The sequence below is a fragment of the Enterocloster sp. OA13 genome, assembly GCF_022440595.1.
In the GTDB taxonomy this organism is placed as follows: domain Bacteria; phylum Bacillota; class Clostridia; order Lachnospirales; family Lachnospiraceae; genus Enterocloster; species Enterocloster hominis.
Genome location: NZ_JAKNTF010000001.1, coordinates 3,381,848 through 3,400,943 on the forward strand (window position 1 = coordinate 3,381,848; position 19,096 = coordinate 3,400,943).

Consider the following 19,096-nt stretch of genomic DNA (forward strand, 5'->3'; position numbering starts at 1 on the left):
CTCACTACTTATCCGATTTCCGTTTACAGCTAAAACCAATGATGAACAGCACCGCAATACATACGACGCACATGATCCTTCCGGCAGGCGTGGTACCCGTACCGCTGGAAGCCAGCCCGAAGTTATGGCAGAAGGCAGCGCCTGCAGACATCCCCAGCACATTGACGGCCGCATCCCCGGAACCTTGTCCAGCCAGGATCAGCTGCCTCAAAGGACATCCTCCTGCCAGCACCGCGGCAAAGCCGACCACATACATTCCCGCCATGTTCCACAGCGCCTCGGTATGCGCCACTGGCTGTCCTGCAAATCCCGGTTTAAATCCTCCTGTTGCAAGGTTATATACCGTCATCACGGCAAACAGGCCGATGATGACCGTCAGCAGGTCAAAATTCTTCATGAGAATCACATCCCTGATGCCTCCTGCAAAGCAGGTCCTTGACCGCTGTGCCGCCGCGCCGAATATGAGGCCGCCTGCCAGGGATGCCGCCACAGGCGCATGCATGCTGCCAGGGCCTTCGGTACTTGCCGCAAACAGCGGCGTCAGGATGCTCAGCAGAAGCAGGACCGCCAGAATGGCAGGAAGGATATAGCCGCTTTCCTTTCTTGTATCATAGGCCCGCCCCAGGCTGAATCCCTTTTTCAGGAAAAAGCACCCTGTGGCTGCCCCCAGCACAAAACCGGCCAGACCCACATATGCGTTCCAGTCACCGGCAGCCATCCTGAGCACCATGCGCAGCGGACAGCCCAGGAATATAAGGGCCCCTATCATGGTCACCATGCCAAGAAGGAACCGTATCATGGGCGATGAACCGGATGTGGAACGGTATTCCTTTCCCAGCAGGGATAGGACAAAGGAGCCTGCCGCCAGACCTGCAATCTCCGGTCTCATATATTGGACCACCCCAGCCGTGTGCAGCTTACATGCGCCTGCGATATCCCTGATAAAGCATGCGATGCAAAATGCCATGTTCCCCGGGTTTCCCATGAATGCCAGCGCGGCAGCCACCAGCCCCAATATGCCTCCCCATAGTAACAGCCCTGTTTTTGAGTTCCATTTCCCCTCCATTGTTTCATTTCCTCCATTCGTTATTTTCTAAAAAGAATAACGCTTTCAATAAATAAAACCGGTCTGACCAACTCAGGACTGTGGTCAAAACCGGCTTTTTCAGAATTTGTGCGCAAAGCTCCAAACTGTTATTCCTTTTATGGAGACAAATATACCATAAAATGCCATTTCAGTCAATATGGTGCCTGTCTAATACCGCTGTTTTCTTTGAGCCAGCCGGTCCCCCAACTGCCTCATAGCCCAAAAAACCTCAAAACAGAATCAATCTGGCTGTCCCAGAATATCCAGTCATGATTCCCCGCTGCTTGCGTGTATTGGTATTCCAGTCCGGGCATTTCCTGCTTCAGCCACCTTGAAAATTCCAGATTCACAGGATACAAAGGATCCTCCGTTCCTATGGACTGCATTATTTTAGGCCAGTCCGCCGCATCCCTTTTCTTCAGATCCAGACATTTCTGCCTTAAATCGTATTCTGAGCCGTCCGCCTGCTCCGGACATCCGAAGCAGTCAGCGATATTTTCCCTGAAATCCGGAACGGAAAACATCTGGCTGCCCACATCCAGGACAGCGCCCGGCGTAACCGCGGCCGACAGCGCCGCCGCCCCCGCATATTGTTCCGGGCAGGACAAGGCAAGATAAAGGGCGCCGTATCCTCCCATGGACAGGCCTGCAATATAATTATCCTTCCGTTCCAGGGAACCGTGGAAAAAATTCCCAACCGCCCGGGGCAGCTCCTTTGCCAGGTAATCAAAATACCGGTAGCCATGTTTCCCATTGATGTAAAATCCCCTATGGGCCGTGGGCATTACCACAATCAGTTCCCTGTCCCTCACCTTAAGTTCCAGCATGCTCTTCCTGATCCACCCGGTCTGGTCATCCCCATGTCCGTGAAGCAAATACAGTACCGGATATTTCTTATGGGAGTCATCTGATATGGGCATGCCCCTCTCCTCCGGCAAAAGCGCCATCACAGACGTGTTCATCCCAAGATAGTAGGAAAAAAAGTTCAACTCCGCCAATGCCATCCCTGTTACCCTCCCTTATATTATTTTCGCTGCTCCGCCAGAAGCATGCGCTGGAAATTCGCGCCCGCGGACCGGATGAATTCCTGCCACTCCCCGGAATCGATAAACGGATTGTCTCCGTCTTTTTGGCTTTTCATTTTTTCATATTTTTCCAGTGTATGATTCTGGGCCGCGTGATTGCCCAGTGTAATATCCACTTTTTCATTGCGGATTTTCTCAAGACTTTCCGGGAACTGCCGCCTGCACTGGGAATTGTGGTAACGGGCAATGAAATCCGATGTCATTGTATTCACACCCGCCCCGCCGAAAAGCCCTGCCCGAAGGACGTTCGTCCCATCGGCCACATCAAAGAAAAACGACATGACCCCATCCGTGTGCCCCGGTGTCGCGACCGCTTTGATTTCTGTATTCCCCAGAGAAATGATGTCCCCGTCGCGGATTTCCACATCCGGGACAAAGGGTTCGGTATACGCATATCCCCTGCAATCCGCACAGAGGGCCAGCTGCGGCTGTTCACAGAACATCCTGGCGTCCGCCTCCCCCAGAAAGGTCCTGGCCCCGGACAGCGCCTTAATCAGCGCGGTCCCGCCAAAATGGTCAAAATGTCCATGGGTATGCAAAATGATACGTATATCCTCCGGCCGGAATCCCAGTTCCCAGATTGACTGGATTAAGAGCGCCGCCGTGGACGGATAAGTGGTGTCAATCAGGATAAGGCCATCCCCGCTGTCAATCAGGTGCGCGCCCACATCCGCATTTCCCACATAATACAGGTTCCCAAATATACGGAACGGTAAAACCCGGTATTTCTCCGGATATTTATAAAGTCCGTACAGCTTCTTAATATCCATGTCAAATTCAGTAGCCATATGTAAGCATCCCTCCTATCATCTCATCAAAAGGTTGGGTATGGTTGTAACAATCTGCGGGAATATCCCGCAGGCCACAAGCACACATACAATCACTGCCAGGAACGGCAGTACGGCCCGGGCTGTTTTTGTCACGGAGACATTCCCCACCCCGCTGATGACAAACAGCAGTCCCCCCACAGGAGGCGTGATGTTACCGACCACTGCGGTGGTACAGAGGATTACGCCAAAGGCCACCGGGTCAATCCCCACCTGCTGGATGACCGGAAACAGCAGCGGCGCCAGTACCGGGACAATGGCGGCATCCGCCAGAAAGCAGCCAAGGAAGAGCACGAATGCGATTATGATAAGCATCAGTATCTGCGGCTGCGAGGATATTCCGATAAGCAGCCTTGTCATCATCTGCGGGATCTGCAGGCTTGTCAGAATCCACCCGAACACCGCTCCCGTCCCCATTAAGAACAGGATGTTGGTGCTGGACTTAGCTGCGTTGAGCAGGATCCTCTTTACATCGCTTATGTGGATCTCACCGCTGAGAAAGCCCACCGCCCCCGCGTATGCCACACCGATTGCCCCTGCTTCCGTGGCTGTAAACATGCCGGACAGGATACCTCCGATAATCACGATTGGCAGGAGCAGAGCCGCCAGGGATTTCCTGAAGGACACCATGATTTCCTTCAGGGAGCATCGTCTGGCAAGCTTCGCCTGGTAGCCCCTTTTTTTGGAAATACGGTAGGCCGTGAACATCAAAAGCATTCCTATGATGATTCCCGGGGCAATACCGCCTAAAAAAAGCTTTGCAACGGAAGTGCCTGTCAGGGAAGCGTAAACCACCATGATGATGCTGGGCGGAATCACCGGCCCCAACACCGCCGCGCTGGCGATGACCGCCGCACTGAAGTCCACATCATAATTCTCTTTCTTAAGGGCCGGGATCATCATGGAACCCACTGAAACCCCTGCAGCCGTACAGGAACCGCACATGCCCGCAAAAATCATGCAGGCCAGGATACTGATATGTGCAAGCCCTCCTGTTATATGTCCCACCAGCTTAGATGAGAAATCCACAATTTTACGGGTAATCCCGCCGCTGTTCATCAGTTCGCCCGCCAATATGAACAGGGGAATCGCCATCAATGCAAAGGAATCAACCGTAACAAACATCCGCTGCGGAATCAGGATGGCCGGGATATTCGGCGTCAGCAGGATGTACACCATGGCCGCCAGCCCCGTGGCAAAACTGATAGGCAATCCGCTGATTAAAAGTACAAAAAAAAGAATCCCCATTATGATTGCTGCATTCATTCCTCCACCTTCCCCTCCCCGCTTCCTTCCCTGAAGTCCCATATGGCGCGCCGGATACTGTTAATCCCCATGAACACGCCGGAAAATGGAATCGTCATGTAAACCCACCCCAGCGGGATCCGCAGGGCCGGAGACACCTGATACATATTTTTAACCGCAAGCTCCCAGCCTGCTTTTGCCAGGAACAGGGAGAACAGGAACATCAAAGCATAGAGCAGGAGGCTGTAATAGCGCCTTACCCTGCACGGCAGCTGCTGTATTATGATATCCACGCACACGTGTCCCTTGTCCCTGACGCAGATAATGCCACCGAAAAATACCACCACCGAGAATAAATACCGGCTGGCCTCCTCCGACCATGGGATAGAACTGTTAAACACATACCGGAATACCACCTGTGTGAAACAGAACACCGCCATTGCAAAGGTGCAGCTTACCAGCACCCATTCCAGTATACTGTCAAAAATCCTCCAAATCTGTTTCATAAAAAACCCTCCATTTACAAGGGGCAGGCATAGGCGTCTGAACATCCATTCCCGCCATATGCGCGCCCCAAAACCGTCTATTCAGCCATGGCCCGGATCTGGTCAATTGTCTCCTGGTCAATCACATCCTTAAAATATTTCTCCGAAACACCGTTCATGGCTTCCCGGAACTGCGCCATCATCTCCTCGGACGGGATGATCTGCTGGATTCCGCTTTCCGCAATTACCTTCTCGTATTTCTCAGTATCCGTGACCATGTTGGCCCGGTCCGCATCGGAGGCCTCCTTAACCGCCGCCAGCAGCATCTGCTGCTGTTCCCCGGTCAGCGACTGATAATATCCCTCATTAATCAGAACCACCATGGCCCCGCTTACATGGTTTGTAACCGTCTCATACTTGACCACTTCATTAATTTTGCCGCCCACAATGGAGCTGACGGGAAGTTCAACCCCCTCGATCATTCCTGTCTGCAGGGCCGTATAAACGTCCCCCGCCGGAAGCGGCGTCGCATTGCAGCCAAGGGTAGTGAACATATCAACAAAAATCGGTATCTCCGGGACCCGAAGCTTCAGCCCCTTAAAATCAGACAGGGATTCAACCGGCTTATCCTTGGTCCAGACCGTGCGGAACCCTTCATTAAACAGGCCGATTACACGCATTCCCTTCTGGTCGCAAAAATCCTGGAGGATCTTCTGGTTGATATCGCTGTCATAGAACTTATAGAGATGGTCGTTATCCTCAAACAGGAACGGCATCCCATAGATGGAAAACCTGGGTTCAAATGATTCTAAGGCCCCTACGCCTACGATACACATTTCCACGGTCCCCATGGAAACGCCTTCCACGAAATCACGCTGTCCCCCCAACTGGCTGGCTGGGAATATCTGGATATCAACAGCGCCCTGTGTCTCATCCTTAAGCTTAACGCTCATGTCTGTCAGACATTTGATAGGCGACGTGTCCGGCATCAGGGTTGCCGCCAGCTTCATCACTTTCTGTTCCTGAGCGCTGCCCTCATTATTTTCTGCCGCAGCGGACTGTGGCTGCGCTTGGGTGGAAGTTTCGGATACGGTTCCTTTATTTGAACCGCAGCCGCTGATTACCATGCTGCTCACGGTCGCCAATGCCATAATACCCATAATGGAACGTTTTGACGCACGACACAATTTTTTCAATATCATACCTTTATCTCCTCTCAATCCATGGACCTTCGTCCATCCTTCATAACGGTTCTCTTATTTTACCGGCGGCCGCCTGGCTTGTTTTTACTATACCCACAGCTTTCCCAAATGTAAATGACGTTTCCTGTGGATTGTTCACAATTCTTTCATCAGCAAAAAAAATGTTAATCATCACAGATATCATTCATTGCGGACATCCCCGCCATTGGGCCGGTCCACCCTGACCCAGCCTGCCCAGACCCGGTCCAACCTGACCCAGTCCAACCTGACCCAGCCCACACAAAACGGGCCGGAAGGAATCCTATTCCCTCCGGCCCGTTCCCGGTACCGCTAACCACGCTTCAAATCCCTGTACTGACCGGGTGTGACATTCTCATATCGCTTAAATACCCGGATAAAATTCTGGACCGAGTTAAATCCTGTCCTGTAACCAATCTCCTTCACGGTCAGACGGTTTGTCATCAACAGCTTTTTCGCCTCCTCAACCCGGCATTCGTTCAGGTAGTCATTAAAATGCTTATGCAGCGCCTCCGTAAAAAGCTTGCTCAGATAGGACGGATTCACCCCAAGATACCCGGCCACCCCGTTGAGTGACAATGAACTGTCCGAATAATGCTCATCGATGTAGCTCCGGGCGGCGACGATGAATTTATGACGCCGTTTTTTATAATAGCCCTCCAGCAGGGATACCAGCCCGCGTCCCGCCTCCTGTGCCTTTCCGGTCAGTTCCTCCACCGTCCTGTCCCCGTATCCTGAATCCAGGCCCGTATCCCCCTCCGGCCGGTCAACATGCAGCTCAATCAGGCATTCCTCCATCGCGTTGCAATAGTCGGTCAATGCCTCCCGGGCCTTCTGCCCGTTTTCCGTATCTGAGGTACACTCCGAAAGAAGACGGTCCGCCAGGGCCTGTGCGCCCGCCATGTCCTCCTCTTCCACCATCTTTGCCACCTGCCCCACACGCATGCGGTAATATTCCAGCTGTGACCGCGGTTCATTCGGCGCCCCGCCGCCCTCATTTTCCCCGGTGCTCTGATCCATATAACGGATATACATCAGCTGTTCGCGCGCCTGCTGAAAGGAAAATCCAATGTCCTCCATGGAATCATATACCTGTCCGCGGCCAATCTGGACCTGGAAGGTGGCATTCTGTACCGCGCTGCAGAAATCGCGTATCAGGCCGGATGTAAACTCCTTTACCTTAAACACGGCAGTCCGGCGGTCAAATTCCAGAACCGCAGCCGCCAGATTCCCCTCATACAATTGGACATGGAGGGCGCAGTCCGTGCCTGCCAGCTTGTACAGCAGGTTCCTTGCACCTACGAAATATACCCCCGCTTCAACTTCGTTCAATTGTCCGCTTTCCGGGGTCGTCAGGAGGATGGCCAGCGCAACATATCTTCCCTCACAGCCAAACACGCTTCCGACCCTTGTAAACGCGGCACGGAGGTCCGTCCCCGGCTCCCAGTGTCCCGACAAAAGGTCGCGGAACAGCTTTTTCTCGATATCCGGTGCAATCTCCCGGATGACCGCGTTCAAATCACTGTTCTGCACCGCCGCATGGTCGAAGGCGGCGGTCAGCAGATCATACTCGTTGCGTATATCTGCCCCGTCCGATGGCAAGGGCATCCCTTTCCGGGTGACAGAGGACAGCAGACGGTTAATGGGCGCATAAATCGTACGGGTTATGTATAGGGAAAGGAACAGGCTGACAAAAAAGAACATGATGAGCAGCGGCAGGATTAAAAGCAGGATATCGGATATCTCCGGCGCAAAAAGATGGCGGTCTTCCAAAAGCACATATCCCCACCCGGTCAGGGCGGAGGTGACCCGGAACGTCAGCCCCTCCCCGTTATCCGTATAACCGTCCATATACCCGGCTATCTGCATTTCCTCCCGGGGAGCCATGCCCTTCCCATGGCGCGCCAGCCCGTCCCCGCCATCCCCGCCGGGCACCGGCCCGCCAAACAGTTCCTCTCCTCCTGCATCCATCACAAGGATACGGCCCGACAGCGCCTGCCGGCCCGCTGCCAGCTGGCGGAACGCCTCCGGGGACAGCTTATAAAACAGGGTCCCCAGACGGTTGATCCCGGTCATGGGAAAATCCCGGACCATATACACGTCGTCCCCATAGTGGAACAGGCGTGTATCGGTACTGCCGAATGCCGCACTACCGGAAGCATTTTCAATGAACGTTTCCACGGTATCCCTTCCCTCATACCGGTCAAGGGGAGTGACTTTCTGACTGGATGTATATACGGTACGGGAAAATGGCACATACAGCAGGATTTCCTCAACGGAAGGATTCTTCCCGGCGGACGCATGCAGCAGGTTCGCCACCTCAAAATCCCGCTGCCCCTGTTCAGACGGCGCAACCACGGTGCTGATGATATTCTCATTCTCACTGACCTGGGTAATGCTCTGATTGATATAAGAAAGCGTCAGGTCAATGGCATCACATGTCTTCCCCAGCATATTCAGGTTAGAAAGACAGAACTTCTCCGTTATCTGGTCCGAAACCACCTTATAACTGAAACCATAAAAAATCATGATCAGCAAAAACATCAGCCCGATTAGGATTGCCAGTGTTTTTGTGAAAATACTCCTGTATTTGTACCTGCTGATAAATCTTAAGTCCATGTCCCGCCCCTTTTGTCCACCCCATGATGGATCATGATTGATTGTACCGTATTGCATATCCCCCCTATCCCCGGATATGCAGTATGAAAATATTATACTGTAGGACAAATTCTTTCGCAATACGGGAGGGGGATTTTATTCCTGCCCTCCCGGTTCCGCTTACGCAGCCCTGCCTTTGCTTCAGCCGCAAATCCCATACCGCCGCATCACCGCAGCCAGCCGCTCCTTCTGCTTCCGTCCCATCGGCGTTAACGGCAGGCGGCAGCTGTCGGAACACACACCCATGATGGACAGGGCCGCCTTGACAGGAATGGGATTCACGTCCCAGAACAGCGCCTCCATGATGTCCAAAAGCTTCAGCTGCATTTCCCGGCTCTCCTTAAGCTTCCCGTCCAGGAACAGGCGGCACATGTCATGGGTCTGTCCGGGCATGATGTTTGCCAGTACGGAAATCACTCCTTTGCCCCCAAGGGCCATGATGGGCAGGGTCTGGTCGTCATTGCCCGAATAGATGTCGAATCCGTCCCCGCAGAGCGCGGCCGTCCTGGCCAGGGCCGTCATATTGCCGCTGGCCTCCTTTGTCCCCCTGATGTTGGGGTGTTCGGAAAGGATCTTATATGTCTCCGGCCGGATGTCCACGCCGGTACGGCTAGGCACATTATACAAAAGGATGGGAATCCCCACATGGTCCCCCACCTCCGTAAAATGCCGCACCAGCCCTTCCTGGGACGCCTTGTTGTAATAAGGCGTTACCTGCAAAAGTCCATCCGCCCCCAGTTTTTCAGCTTCCCTGGAAAGCTTTACCGCATGTTCCGTGCAGTTGCTCCCTGTCCCGGCAATCACGGGAATCCTCCCGTCCACATGGCGGATCACATACTCCATCACAGACAGCTTCTCCCTGTCGTCCAGGGTAGCGGACTCCCCGGTGGTCCCATTGACAACAACCGCATCGGTCCCCCCGTCCACGATCCGGTCAAGGAGCCTGCCCATTGCTTCATAATCCAGGTTGCCGTATTCATCCATGGGCGTTACTATGGCAGCCGCGCTGCCTTCAAATATGCTGTGTCTCATTTACTCTCTGTCCCCCGGTTCATTCTCTATACTATCAGAAATATGACAAACATCCGCCATTGGTACCACTCACCAATTATTTCCTTTTCACATATAACAAAATATAATGAGATGAAAGGAGTTCCTTATGCATCACTTTCTCATTCTGGGCGGCGACCCCAGACAGCTTTACCTGTCACGCCTGTTAGAACAGGCAGGGCAGGAAGTATCCTTATATTATGAAAATCCCTCCTTTTCCCTGGGGGAAGCAATGGAGGATTCCGATATCATCCTCTGCCCTGTGCCATTTTCAAAGGATAAAAAAAACATCCACGCTGAAAACCAGCTTAAGGACATGGATATAAACACCTTCTTAAGCCGCCTCACATCCGCCCACACACTGTTTGGCGGCAGTATCCCCCTGTCTGTCACGGAGTACTGCAAGGCCCATGACATCCCCTGCATTGACTTCATGAAACTGGAAGAGGTGGCCTGTAAAAATGCCGTTGCCACTGCGGAGGGCGCTGTGGCCGAGGCCATTTCCCTAAGTCCCATGAACCTGCGGGGAAGTTCCTGCCTGATAACGGGATGCGGCCGGTGCGCCGAGGCGCTGGCAGATACGCTTACAGGCATGGGCGCCCATGTGGCCCTTGCGGGGCGGGATGCGAAAAAGCTGGCGCGCGCCTGGTGCCACGGCTATGGGGCGGTTCCCCTTGCGCAGCTGGATTCCCATATCCACGGATATTCATTTATCTTCAACACCATACCGTCCATGGTTTTAGATGCAGGTCTTGCTGCCCTCATGGCCAGGGACACGGTTGTCATTGACATTGCCTCGGCCCCGGGCGGGGTTGACCTTGAGGCCTGCAATGCACACGGCATCCGTGCCAGGCTCTGCCCCGGCCTTCCCGGCAAGTACTCACCCATGTCCTCTGCACGGATCCTGTATGAGGCCCTGTGTTCCCGCATCTGAAAACCATAGGCGCGGCCTGTTAGAAAGGAGTTTTTTATGGAATTAAAAGGAAAAAGTATCGGCCTGGCCATGACCGGGTCCTTTTGTACGTTTGCAAGGATGGAACAGGAAATCCTGAAGCTGAAGGAAACCGGGGCCATCCTGTACCCCATTTTCTCCGGCAATGTCCAGACCACGGACTCCCGTTTTGGGGATACCGGGGAATTCATCAAACGGATAACCGGCATGGCCGGAAATCCTCCCATCCTGCGCATCGAGGAGGCGGAGCCAATTGGCCCCAGGGCATATCTGGATGTGCTCCTCATTGCCCCCTGCACCGGCAATACCCTGGCTAAGCTGGCCTGCGGGATCACGGACACCCCTGTGCTCATGGCCGCCAAGGCCCATCTGAGGAACGGGAAGCCCCTGGTCATCTCCGTGTCCACCAATGATGCCCTGGGGATTAACTTTAAGAATATCGGGGAACTGTTTAACACCAAGAACATCTATTTCGTGCCCTTTGGCCAGGATGACCCGGTGAAAAAGCCCAGTTCCATGATAGCCAGGACCGGACTGATTGAGGATACATTAAAAGAAGCCCTGGAAGGCAGGCAGATCCAGCCTGTCATCCGGGGCTGGCAGTGATGGATATCCAAACCATTCATCCGCGCTCCAGGGATATTCCTCTCTGATACACCTGCTCCGCCAGTCTGTAGGAAATATCATAGGCCATGGACCCACTGCCCTTTAGGGGTATCCGGCATCCATGGGCGCCGCTCTGCACTTCCTCCCACAGGCGCTTAAATTCCTTCACAGCCTTCTCCGTCATGCCGCCGGGCGTGGCGTGGTCCTTCAGCTTCTCCTCCAGGAACTGCCTGGACTCAAGCTGAAGGGAGAGCAGGTGAAGCTCAAATGCCTGAGGCGCAAGGACCCGGACATTGGGGGACGGCGCGCCGTCCGGCAACCTGCCATGTCCGGCGGCAAAGTCAAATGCCCCCTCGTACCACCCCTTCTCCAGCCAGGCCAACTGTCTTTTATCCGCCTCCTCCGGTTCCGCCACAGGCTTTACAAGTCCCGGCCTACCCAGTCTCCCACAGTTTAAGGCGTATAATATTCCCGCCGCCCTTGCGCACCCCCCTGCCCCATAATGTCCTTCCAGGGCAAAGCAGAGAAGATACAGCATATGGTACGTAATATTCATGGATAAAAGGGCCATGGACTCCTCGGGCGTACACCATAACACCTTGCCCAACGGCTCAAGGAAACGGCCGACGGCTTCCCTGTGCCCTTCGGCCAGGGGAATCCCCTGGTCATATGTAACCTGGCTGCTGGCCAGGGAATACACGTCGACGCCTCCAATGGATGTCTCCATGGCCGGAAGCACGCATACGGTCCTCACATCCTCTCCCAGGACCTGCGTATACCATTCCGGGCGCGGGCTGGGGGCAAATGAAATTATCAGGGGCATGGGGGCGCCCTGGTTCCTCAGGAACCCTATATAAGGCTTTACCGTGCCTTCCACCACACCGGCCATCTCGTAAGGCCGGACCGAAAGGACCAGGAAGGCGGGTCTTAAGGCCTTCAGCCGTTCCAGGCAGTCCCCTGTCATGATCTCAAATCCATACCGTTTCCTTAATTCCTCAAGCCGCCTGTCCGTTGCCTTGACTGCCAGTATCCTGGACTCATAACCATTTCCCAGAAGGCGTTCATAGCACGGGACCATATATTCCCCAATCCATCCCATGCCGATGACAGCCAGTCCGGCTTTCCCATAATCAATCATATATCCTTAACCTTCTCCCATCCAACCTGTACATATCCTTAACCTTCCCCATCCAACCTGTACATATCCTTAACCTTCCCCATCCAACCTGTACATATCCTTAACCTTCCCCATCCAACCTGTACATATCCTTAACCTTCCCCATCCAACCTGTCTGAACAGCCGCTTCCCGCCTTACAGGAACAGTTCATTCTCCCTTCGGATTGCCTTGACCGGGGCCAGCTTCTGCTCCAGCATGGCCTGGGCCTGGGCGGGCAGCGACCTTGCGTGGACCGGACAGACAGCAACGCAGCGCATGCACAGCATACAGGTCCCTGAATTGGTCGTACCTGGCGCATCCGCGGGTATGGCCCCGGTGGGACATTGTTCTGCACAAAGGCCGCAGGCTATGCAGGTATCATCTGCAAGGGGAACAACCGGCATCTGTTTCCAGTCGCGGTAAGGCCGGTCTCCCGGGACCTGGGGTTCCTGCCATCCGTCCTTTGCCAGCTTCTCCAGGATTCTTCCTGCAAATCCACGGGCATCCTCCTCATCCTTTTTATCCGGGCGTCCTGCTGCAACCTCCCTTGCCATGGAATGCTCGGCCAGAAGGGCGGCGCTTGCCCCGATCTTAAATCCCAGTTCCTTTAGGGCATCATTTAATTCTACCAGGGCGTCCTCAAAAGCACGGTTGCCATAAACAGCCACGGTAACGGCCACTGCCCCGTTCCCCCTGCACTGCTTAAGCAGCTTTGCCGCAAACCCCGGAATCCTGCCTCCAAACACCGGCATCCCCACTATCACAAGGTCCCCGGATTCAAAGGAGCACTCTCCCTTCAGGGTGCAAAGGTCCACCTCCCTGATGTCTCCCCCCATCCCGGATGCCAGGTTAAGGACGGCCTTCCTTGTGCCGCCTGTGGGGCTGAAATATACTGCTGATATGTTCTTCATGCTTCTGCCTCCTATATGTAATATTTTTCCATTCCTGTGACATGATACCAGGATTTAACTGTATCAGCTTTTCCGGTATTTTTCAATACCATGGTCATGTTTCGGGATGTAAACTGATCAGGCCTCCTAGAGCGTGTTTGAAAATTCATTCCCGCCATCTGCACGCCCCACTTCGCGGCATATTTGGTCCCAATTCGGTCAACGTAGCCCGCTACGCCTCCCTCATCGGGACCAAATCTCCCACAAAGTGGGACGCACAGCTGACGGAAAGCAATTTTCAAACACGCTCTAGTAAGACAAGGCAGAGGCTGCCAGCTTATCGCCGCAGACCTCTGCCTTCGTACATTCAGGATTTTATATCAATAAAGTGTATTTCCTGCGTTTAGCAAACCTATATACAGCATTTCTCACGCTCACCAAACCTGTACACAGCATTTTTAGCACTTAAAAAACCTACAGATCATACTTCCCGCGCTTAACAAACTTACCTGCCTTCTCCACCACAACCTGATGGTCCCTCACCACCTGGGTGCCGCGCAGGTACACGCTTTCGATGCGCGCGGTCAGCTTCCTTCCCTCAAAGGGCGCATAGTCCACGTTCTGTATCTGGTCACCGGCCGTTACCACGTCATCCACACCGGTCCGCATCACCACGATGTCCGCGTCGCTTCCCGGCGCAATTGCGCCTTTTAACGGATACATGCCGTACAGCTTAGCCGGATTCTCCGACAGGAGTTCACACATCTTTTCCCTGGTAATCCTTCCTGTATCCACGCCGTATGTATAAAGAAGGGTTCCTCTTGTCTCAACCCCCGGCATACCGCCCGGTATCTTGGTGAAATCATCCATGCCAAGCTTTTTCTGCTCCGTGGTAAAGCTGCAGTGATCCGTGGAAACCGTCTGTATGGTGCCGTCAGCCAGGGCCTTCCACAGGCACTGGGAATCCTCCTTTTTCCTTAATGGAGGCGCACACACGTATTTAGCGCCTTCAAAGCCCGGAAGTCCGTAAAGGCTGTCATCCATAAGCAGGTACTGGGGACAGGTCTCCGCGTATATCTTCTGCCCTCTTCTCCTTGCTTCCATGATGACATCATAGCCTTCCTTACAGGTAAGGTGCACCACGATTACAGGGATATCCACCACCTCTGCCAGGCGCAGCAGGCGGTCAATGGCCTCTGCCTCCGCGGCAGCCGGACGCGTGGCCGGATGGCTTTCAACCCCCATCCTTCCCGCTGCCTTTGCCTCTGCCTGGAGGGCCGCAATCATGCCGCTGTTCTCACAGTGCACTCCAGTAATCCCGCCCACTTCCTTCAGCCTCCTAAGGATTTCGAAGATTGTCCTGTCATCCACCTGGGTATCATAAGTCATGTACAGCTTGAAGGAAGTAATGCCTTCTTCCATCATATCATCCAGTTCCCTGCTGACCGATGGGTTCCAGTCCGAAATGGACATGTGGAAGCTGTAGTCGCAGGAGCATTTGCCGTCCGCCTTTTCATGCCAGTTCCTAAGCCCGTCCGCCAGGCTCTCGCCCGCATACTGGGTGCCGAAGTCCACGATTGTGGTGGTGCCGCCCCTGACAGCTGCCCTGGTTCCCGTTGTAAAGTCATCCGCGGTCACGGTTCCTGCCACATGCAGGTCAAAATGGGTGTGGGCATCAATGAATCCAGGGAACAGAAGACAGCCTGTCACATCCGCCACCTGGGTGTCCTGGTCCGCCAGACGCGCGATTTCTTCCGTACTGCCTACAGCAGCCACCTTTTCCCCGTCAATGAGCACATCCTCCCGGAAACTGCCGCTTCCGGTCACCACTGTCCCGCCTTTTAATATCTGCTTCATAATCCTCACTCTCCTGTTCTGTCTATGTGATAAAGCTGTTGTCCCTGATCCGCCATCCGGCTTAACTGCTCCCCGTCTATCCGGTAGACCGTCCAGTCGCTCATGGCCTTGGCGCCCATGCCCAGATAAAAGTCAATACTTGGCTTATTCCAGTCCAGACACCACCACTCCAGACGGCCGCATCCCCGTTCCACTGCAATGGAAGCCAGCTGGTTTAAAAATGCCTTCCCAAATCCACGGCCCCGGTACCCGGGACATACATATAAATCTTCCAGATAAATGCCTGCCCGGCCCAGGAAGGTGGAAAAGTTATGGAAAAACAAGGCAAAGCCCACGGTTTCCCCGTCACAGCTTCCAAGAAGCACCTCCGCCTTCTGCTTTTCAAACAGCCACTGGTCCAGCAGTTCCTCCGTAGCCACCACCTGGTCCAGCATCCCCTCATAATCAGCAAGTTCCTTTATGAACCTGAGAATCAGGGGGATATCTCCCCGCTCCGCGAAACGGAACCTGATTGTACCATCCATCCCGTCACCTCCTGTAATATGTTTCGTCCAAACATGCGCTTATGTGGAACAAGCGAAAAGCAGGATACCTGCCTTTCGCCGTCCGTTTCAGATACCTGGTCAGGAAATCCCCCTCCCCGGGGCCTGTTTGAAAATCCATTCCCAGCATCTGCCGTTTATTCATTTATTTCTTTTTCTTATAGAATGTATTCTCCATAGGAAGCTTTGTCCTCAGCACATGGTCCATGGCGTAATAAGCGCCCTGGACTGCCGGGGCCGTGGGGATGGTGGCAATCTCGCCGATTCCCTTTGCGCCGTATGCAAATGGCAGCTGTTCTTCCTTCTCCACATAAATCGCATGGATATCCGGAATCTGTGTGGAACGCATCAGTCCCAGTGTGCCGTACTTGGCCTGCGGAACGCCGTTCTTCAATGGGAAATCCTCTGTCAGGGCATATCCCAGTCCCATCAGCACGCCGCCTTCAATCTGTCCCTGGATGGAAATCGGGTTCACGACCTTGCCTGAATCATGGGCAGCATACACCTCTTTTACCTTGCCGTCATCGTCCAGGATGACCACATGGGTTGCAAAACCATAGGCCACATGGCTCTTTGGATTGGGGACATCCGCTCCCAGCTTGTCTGTGGGGTCAAAGAATTCAGCAAAGAACTCCCTGCCTTCCAGCTGTGTCATGTCACCGCCGGCTTCCTTAAGGGCCTCCAAAAGGTCTGCCGCGGCCATCCTCACCGCCTCGCCCGTAATCAGGGTCTGGCGTGAACCGGAGGTGGTGCCTGAATCCGGTGCAACCTCGGAATTGGCGCCCATGTTCTTAATCTGGTCCTTCTTAAGTCCTGTTACCTCTGCAACCATCTGTACAAATACGGTTGCGCAGCCCTGTCCGATGTCGGAAGCAGCCGCATATAACTCCACCCTTCCATCATGGACCGCAAGCTTTGCGCGCCCCTTGTCAGGAAGGCCCACGCCCACGCCTGCGTTCTTCATGGCACATGCGATTCCTGCCCTGCCGGGATTGCCCTCATATGCATCCTTAACCGCCATAAGTGTTTCCTTCAGCGCGGTGGAGCAGTCGGCAATCTGTCCGTTGGGAAGCACCTTGCCTGGTTCGATTGCATTGCGGTAGCGGATTTCCCATGGGGAAATGCCCACCTTCTCAGCCAGAAGGTTGATATTGGATTCCAGCGCAAATTCACTCTGGCACACGCCAAAGCCGCGGAACGCGCCTGCAGGCGGATTGTTGGTGTAATAGCCGAAGCCGCGGATATCCGTGTTCTGATAGCAGTATGGTCCCACGGAATGGGTGCAGGCCCTTTCAAGCACGGGTCCGCACAGGGAGGCATATGCGCCTGTATCAAAGTAAATCTCACAGTCAAGTCCTGTGAAGATTCCGTTTTCATCACAGCCCAGGGTGAAGGTTCCTTCCATTGCATGGCGCTTTGGATGGAAATTAATGGACTCCTGTCTGGAGAATATTACCTTAACCGGCTTCTGTACCTTTAAGGCTGCCAGTACGGCGATATGCTGGGTGGAAACGTCCTCTTTTCCGCCAAAACCGCCGCCAACCAGTTTGTTTTCCACCACAATGCGGTCCGGGTCCCAGCCCAGCATGATGGAGATTTCCTTACGTGTATCGTATACGCCCTGGTCTGAGGTATAAACCTTGACACCATCCTTATAAGGAAATGCAACTGCGCATTCCGGCTCCAGGAACCCATGCTCTGTAAACGGAGTGGTGTAGGTCTGGGTCACCACGTACTTGGAATTCTCCAGCGCCTTTTTTGCATCGCCGCGTGTCACATGGCGGCTCTGGCACAGATTTCCCTTTTCATGGACCTTGGGCGCGTCCTCAGCCATGGCCTCATGGACAGAACATACCGGGGTCAGTTCCTCGTAATCAACCTTAACCAGCTTCTTTGCTTCCTCCAGGATATCCCTTGTCTCGGCAACAACCAGGCATATGGCATCGCCCACGCAGCGGGTGATATCGCCTTTTGCAATCATCACATCCCAGTCCTGCTGGAGATGGCCCACCTTATTATTAGGCACATCCTCGGCCGTAAGCACGGCCAATACTCCCGGAAGGGCCAGCGCCTCCCCGGTGTGGATATCCAGCACCTTTGCCCGCGGATACTTAGAACGAACGGCTGATGCATAAACCATTCCTTCCATCTCCACATCGCCAGGGTATTCGCCGTATCCCAGCACCTTTTCCCGCACATCCAGGCGGAAGGCACGCTCTCCCACCCCGTAGGAATCGCCCTTTTCCAGGGACTCCTCTATCTTCGCATCCCCTCTCAGGATGGCTGCGGTCAGCTGGATGCCTTCGATGATTTTCTTATATCCGGTACAGCGGCAGATATTTCCCTTCAGGGCAACCTTGATTTCTTCCTCAGTGGGGTCCGGCACCCTGTCAATCAGGGCCTTGCCCGCCATAACCATGCCGGGGGTACAGAATCCGCACTGCACGGATCCCATTGCGCCGAAGGCGTATACAAATGCCTCCTTCTCAGCATCGCTTAAGCCTTCCGTGGTAATGATGTTCTTCCCCACTGCGCGCTTGGTTGTCAGGATGCAGGATTTAACCGCCTTCCCGTCCACCACGATTGTACATGTGCCGCAGGCGCCCTCGCTGCATCCGTCCTTTACAGAATGCAGGTGAAGGTCCTCACGCAGATAACGCAGAAGAGGTTTATCCTCACTGGTGCTGCGCATCACTCCATTTACCGTAAAACTATAGTTCTCTCCCATCTTTACCTCCTGCCTTTACGCTCCAACGTAAAATAGCTTTATAAAAAAAGATTATGGATTCCCTCTGTCTCTATCCCGTTTTCCTGAATCAGTGATTCCAGCCCTGGCCGTTCTGCTGCCGGGGCGCTCCAGGCCATGCCGCAGCCGGCGCTGATCTGCCTTGGCACAGGTATCAGCCGCCCCGGGCTTCCTGCATCCTTTGCGCACTGCTCCATCCTCATAGCCATCGTCGTGGTATGGAAGGTAAATACCACCTTTTCCGTCTTTTCCCTAGCCATCCGAAAACACCTCATCAATCTGCCGTGATCCTGTCACAGACAGAAGTTCCTGTCTTTATTCTACCAAAAGAATAACGTTATTTTTTTAACAATTCAGCGCGTGTTTGAAAATCACATTCCTCTCCCTGTCCTGCGGACTGCCGGATTGGGGCGTGTTTAAAAATTGCTTTCCGTCAGCTGTGCGTCCCATTTTGTGGGAGATTTGGTTCCGATGAGGGAGGCGTAGCGGGCTACGTTGACCGAATCGGGACCAAATATACCGCGAAGTGGGGCGTGCAGATGGCGGGAATGAATTTTCAAACACGCCCCAGGACCGGACAAACCGCGAAGCTGGTCCTGCTTTGTCCTAAGGGGTACCTTTGATGGCTTCATCAGGGCAGGGGGAATGGACTTTCAAACACGCACTGGAATATAAGGAAATCCCCCTAT

At 53.9% G+C, this 19,096-nt stretch carries 19 protein-coding genes and 1 pseudogene; 4 read left to right on the forward strand and 16 right to left on the reverse strand.

What is annotated here, in order from left to right:
• Window positions 1–4: 4 nt before the first annotated feature.
• The 8 genes from yedE to dapA all read right to left on the reverse strand — a co-directional run bounded on the left by yedE (window position 5) and on the right by dapA (window position 9,639).
• Complete coding sequence (gene yedE, locus MCJ35_RS15005; protein ID WP_025486534.1) at window positions 5–1,066, reverse strand: YedE family putative selenium transporter; 1,062 nt, start codon at window positions 1,064–1,066, stop codon at window positions 5–7.
• Window positions 1,067–1,299: 233 nt separating this feature from the next.
• Complete coding sequence (locus MCJ35_RS15010; protein WP_025486533.1) at window positions 1,300–2,091, reverse strand: alpha/beta hydrolase; 792 nt, start codon at window positions 2,089–2,091, stop codon at window positions 1,300–1,302.
• A gap of 20 nt (window positions 2,092–2,111) precedes the next feature.
• The gene (locus MCJ35_RS15015; protein WP_025486532.1) at window positions 2,112–2,960 is read right to left on the reverse strand and encodes an MBL fold metallo-hydrolase; all 849 of its coding nucleotides are present in this window, start codon (window positions 2,958–2,960) and stop codon (window positions 2,112–2,114) included.
• Window positions 2,961–2,978: 18 nt separating this feature from the next.
• Window positions 2,979–4,265, reverse strand: coding sequence for a TRAP transporter large permease (locus MCJ35_RS15020; protein WP_240299555.1), 1,287 nt, complete (start codon window positions 4,263–4,265; stop codon window positions 2,979–2,981).
• A complete protein-coding gene (locus MCJ35_RS15025; protein WP_025486531.1) occupies window positions 4,262–4,750 on the reverse strand; it encodes a TRAP transporter small permease in 489 nt (162 codons plus the stop codon). The genes MCJ35_RS15020 and MCJ35_RS15025 overlap by 4 nt, the downstream gene beginning before the upstream one ends.
• A gap of 77 nt (window positions 4,751–4,827) precedes the next feature.
• Entirely contained in the window at window positions 4,828–5,931 is a 1,104-nt protein-coding gene (locus tag MCJ35_RS15030; RefSeq protein ID WP_025486530.1) for a TRAP transporter substrate-binding protein, read from the reverse strand.
• A gap of 330 nt (window positions 5,932–6,261) precedes the next feature.
• Window positions 6,262–8,568, reverse strand: coding sequence for a helix-turn-helix transcriptional regulator (locus MCJ35_RS15035; protein WP_025486529.1), 2,307 nt, complete (start codon window positions 8,566–8,568; stop codon window positions 6,262–6,264).
• Window positions 8,569–8,748: 180 nt separating this feature from the next.
• Window positions 8,749–9,639 carry a 4-hydroxy-tetrahydrodipicolinate synthase gene (gene dapA / locus MCJ35_RS15040; RefSeq protein ID WP_240299556.1) on the reverse strand — a complete coding sequence of 297 codons (891 nt, stop codon included), beginning with the start codon at window positions 9,637–9,639 and terminating at the stop codon, window positions 8,749–8,751.
• A gap of 127 nt (window positions 9,640–9,766) precedes the next feature.
• Here dapA and MCJ35_RS15045 point away from each other — a divergent pair, with 127 nt between their 5' ends.
• Window positions 9,767–10,591: a dipicolinate synthase subunit DpsA gene (locus tag MCJ35_RS15045; protein ID WP_025486528.1), complete on the forward strand. Its 825-nt coding sequence runs from the start codon at window positions 9,767–9,769 to the stop codon at window positions 10,589–10,591.
• Window positions 10,592–10,627: 36 nt separating this feature from the next.
• The gene (locus tag MCJ35_RS15050) at window positions 10,628–11,215 is read left to right on the forward strand and encodes a dipicolinate synthase subunit B (RefSeq protein ID WP_008717889.1); all 588 of its coding nucleotides are present in this window, start codon (window positions 10,628–10,630) and stop codon (window positions 11,213–11,215) included.
• A 16-nt stretch (window positions 11,216–11,231) separates the two neighbouring features.
• Here MCJ35_RS15050 and MCJ35_RS15055 read toward each other — a convergent pair whose 3' ends face one another.
• The 3 genes from MCJ35_RS15055 to MCJ35_RS32105 form a co-directional block, all read right to left on the reverse strand.
• Window positions 11,232–12,353 carry a pyrroline-5-carboxylate reductase family protein gene (locus MCJ35_RS15055; protein WP_240299557.1) on the reverse strand — a complete coding sequence of 374 codons (1,122 nt, stop codon included), beginning with the start codon at window positions 12,351–12,353 and terminating at the stop codon, window positions 11,232–11,234.
• A gap of 174 nt (window positions 12,354–12,527) precedes the next feature.
• A complete protein-coding gene (locus MCJ35_RS15060; protein WP_025486525.1) occupies window positions 12,528–13,283 on the reverse strand; it encodes a 4Fe-4S binding protein in 756 nt (251 codons plus the stop codon).
• A gap of 11 nt (window positions 13,284–13,294) precedes the next feature.
• Window positions 13,295–13,558 carry a DUF6783 domain-containing protein gene (locus tag MCJ35_RS32105; protein ID WP_353656120.1) on the reverse strand — a complete coding sequence of 88 codons (264 nt, stop codon included), beginning with the start codon at window positions 13,556–13,558 and terminating at the stop codon, window positions 13,295–13,297.
• Here MCJ35_RS32105 and MCJ35_RS32110 point away from each other — a divergent pair.
• Window positions 13,463–13,669: a DUF6783 domain-containing protein gene (locus MCJ35_RS32110; protein ID WP_353656121.1), complete on the forward strand. Its 207-nt coding sequence runs from the start codon at window positions 13,463–13,465 to the stop codon at window positions 13,667–13,669. The two genes, MCJ35_RS32105 and MCJ35_RS32110, sit on opposite strands and share 96 nt — an antisense overlap.
• 67 nt (window positions 13,670–13,736) lie before the next feature.
• On the opposite strand, the gene hydA is transcribed toward MCJ35_RS32110, so the two are convergent.
• The 5 genes from hydA to MCJ35_RS32115 form a co-directional block, all read right to left on the reverse strand.
• On the reverse strand, window positions 13,737–15,119 hold the full coding sequence (gene hydA / locus MCJ35_RS15065) for a dihydropyrimidinase (protein ID WP_025486524.1): 1,383 nt from the start codon (window positions 15,117–15,119) through the stop codon (window positions 13,737–13,739).
• Between the two features lie 5 nt (window positions 15,120–15,124).
• A complete protein-coding gene (locus tag MCJ35_RS15070) occupies window positions 15,125–15,643 on the reverse strand; it encodes a GNAT family N-acetyltransferase (protein ID WP_008717893.1) in 519 nt (172 codons plus the stop codon).
• 163 nt (window positions 15,644–15,806) lie between these two features.
• Window positions 15,807–18,389, reverse strand: a complete 2,583-nt coding sequence (xdh, locus tag MCJ35_RS15075; RefSeq protein WP_025486523.1) for a selenium-dependent xanthine dehydrogenase — start codon at window positions 18,387–18,389, stop codon at window positions 15,807–15,809.
• Between the two features lie 38 nt (window positions 18,390–18,427).
• Window positions 18,428–18,667, reverse strand: a complete 240-nt coding sequence (locus tag MCJ35_RS15080; protein ID WP_008717899.1) for a putative Se/S carrier protein — start codon at window positions 18,665–18,667, stop codon at window positions 18,428–18,430.
• 156 nt (window positions 18,668–18,823) lie between these two features.
• Complete coding sequence (locus MCJ35_RS32115) at window positions 18,824–18,925, reverse strand: DUF6783 domain-containing protein (RefSeq protein WP_327395555.1); 102 nt, start codon at window positions 18,923–18,925, stop codon at window positions 18,824–18,826.
• Here MCJ35_RS32115 and MCJ35_RS32120 point away from each other — a divergent pair.
• Window positions 18,884–19,030, forward strand: a pseudogene (locus MCJ35_RS32120) (DUF6783 domain-containing protein); the annotation flags it as partial. The gene MCJ35_RS32115 and the pseudogene MCJ35_RS32120 overlap by 42 nt on opposite strands.
• Window positions 19,031–19,096 lie beyond the last annotated feature (66 nt).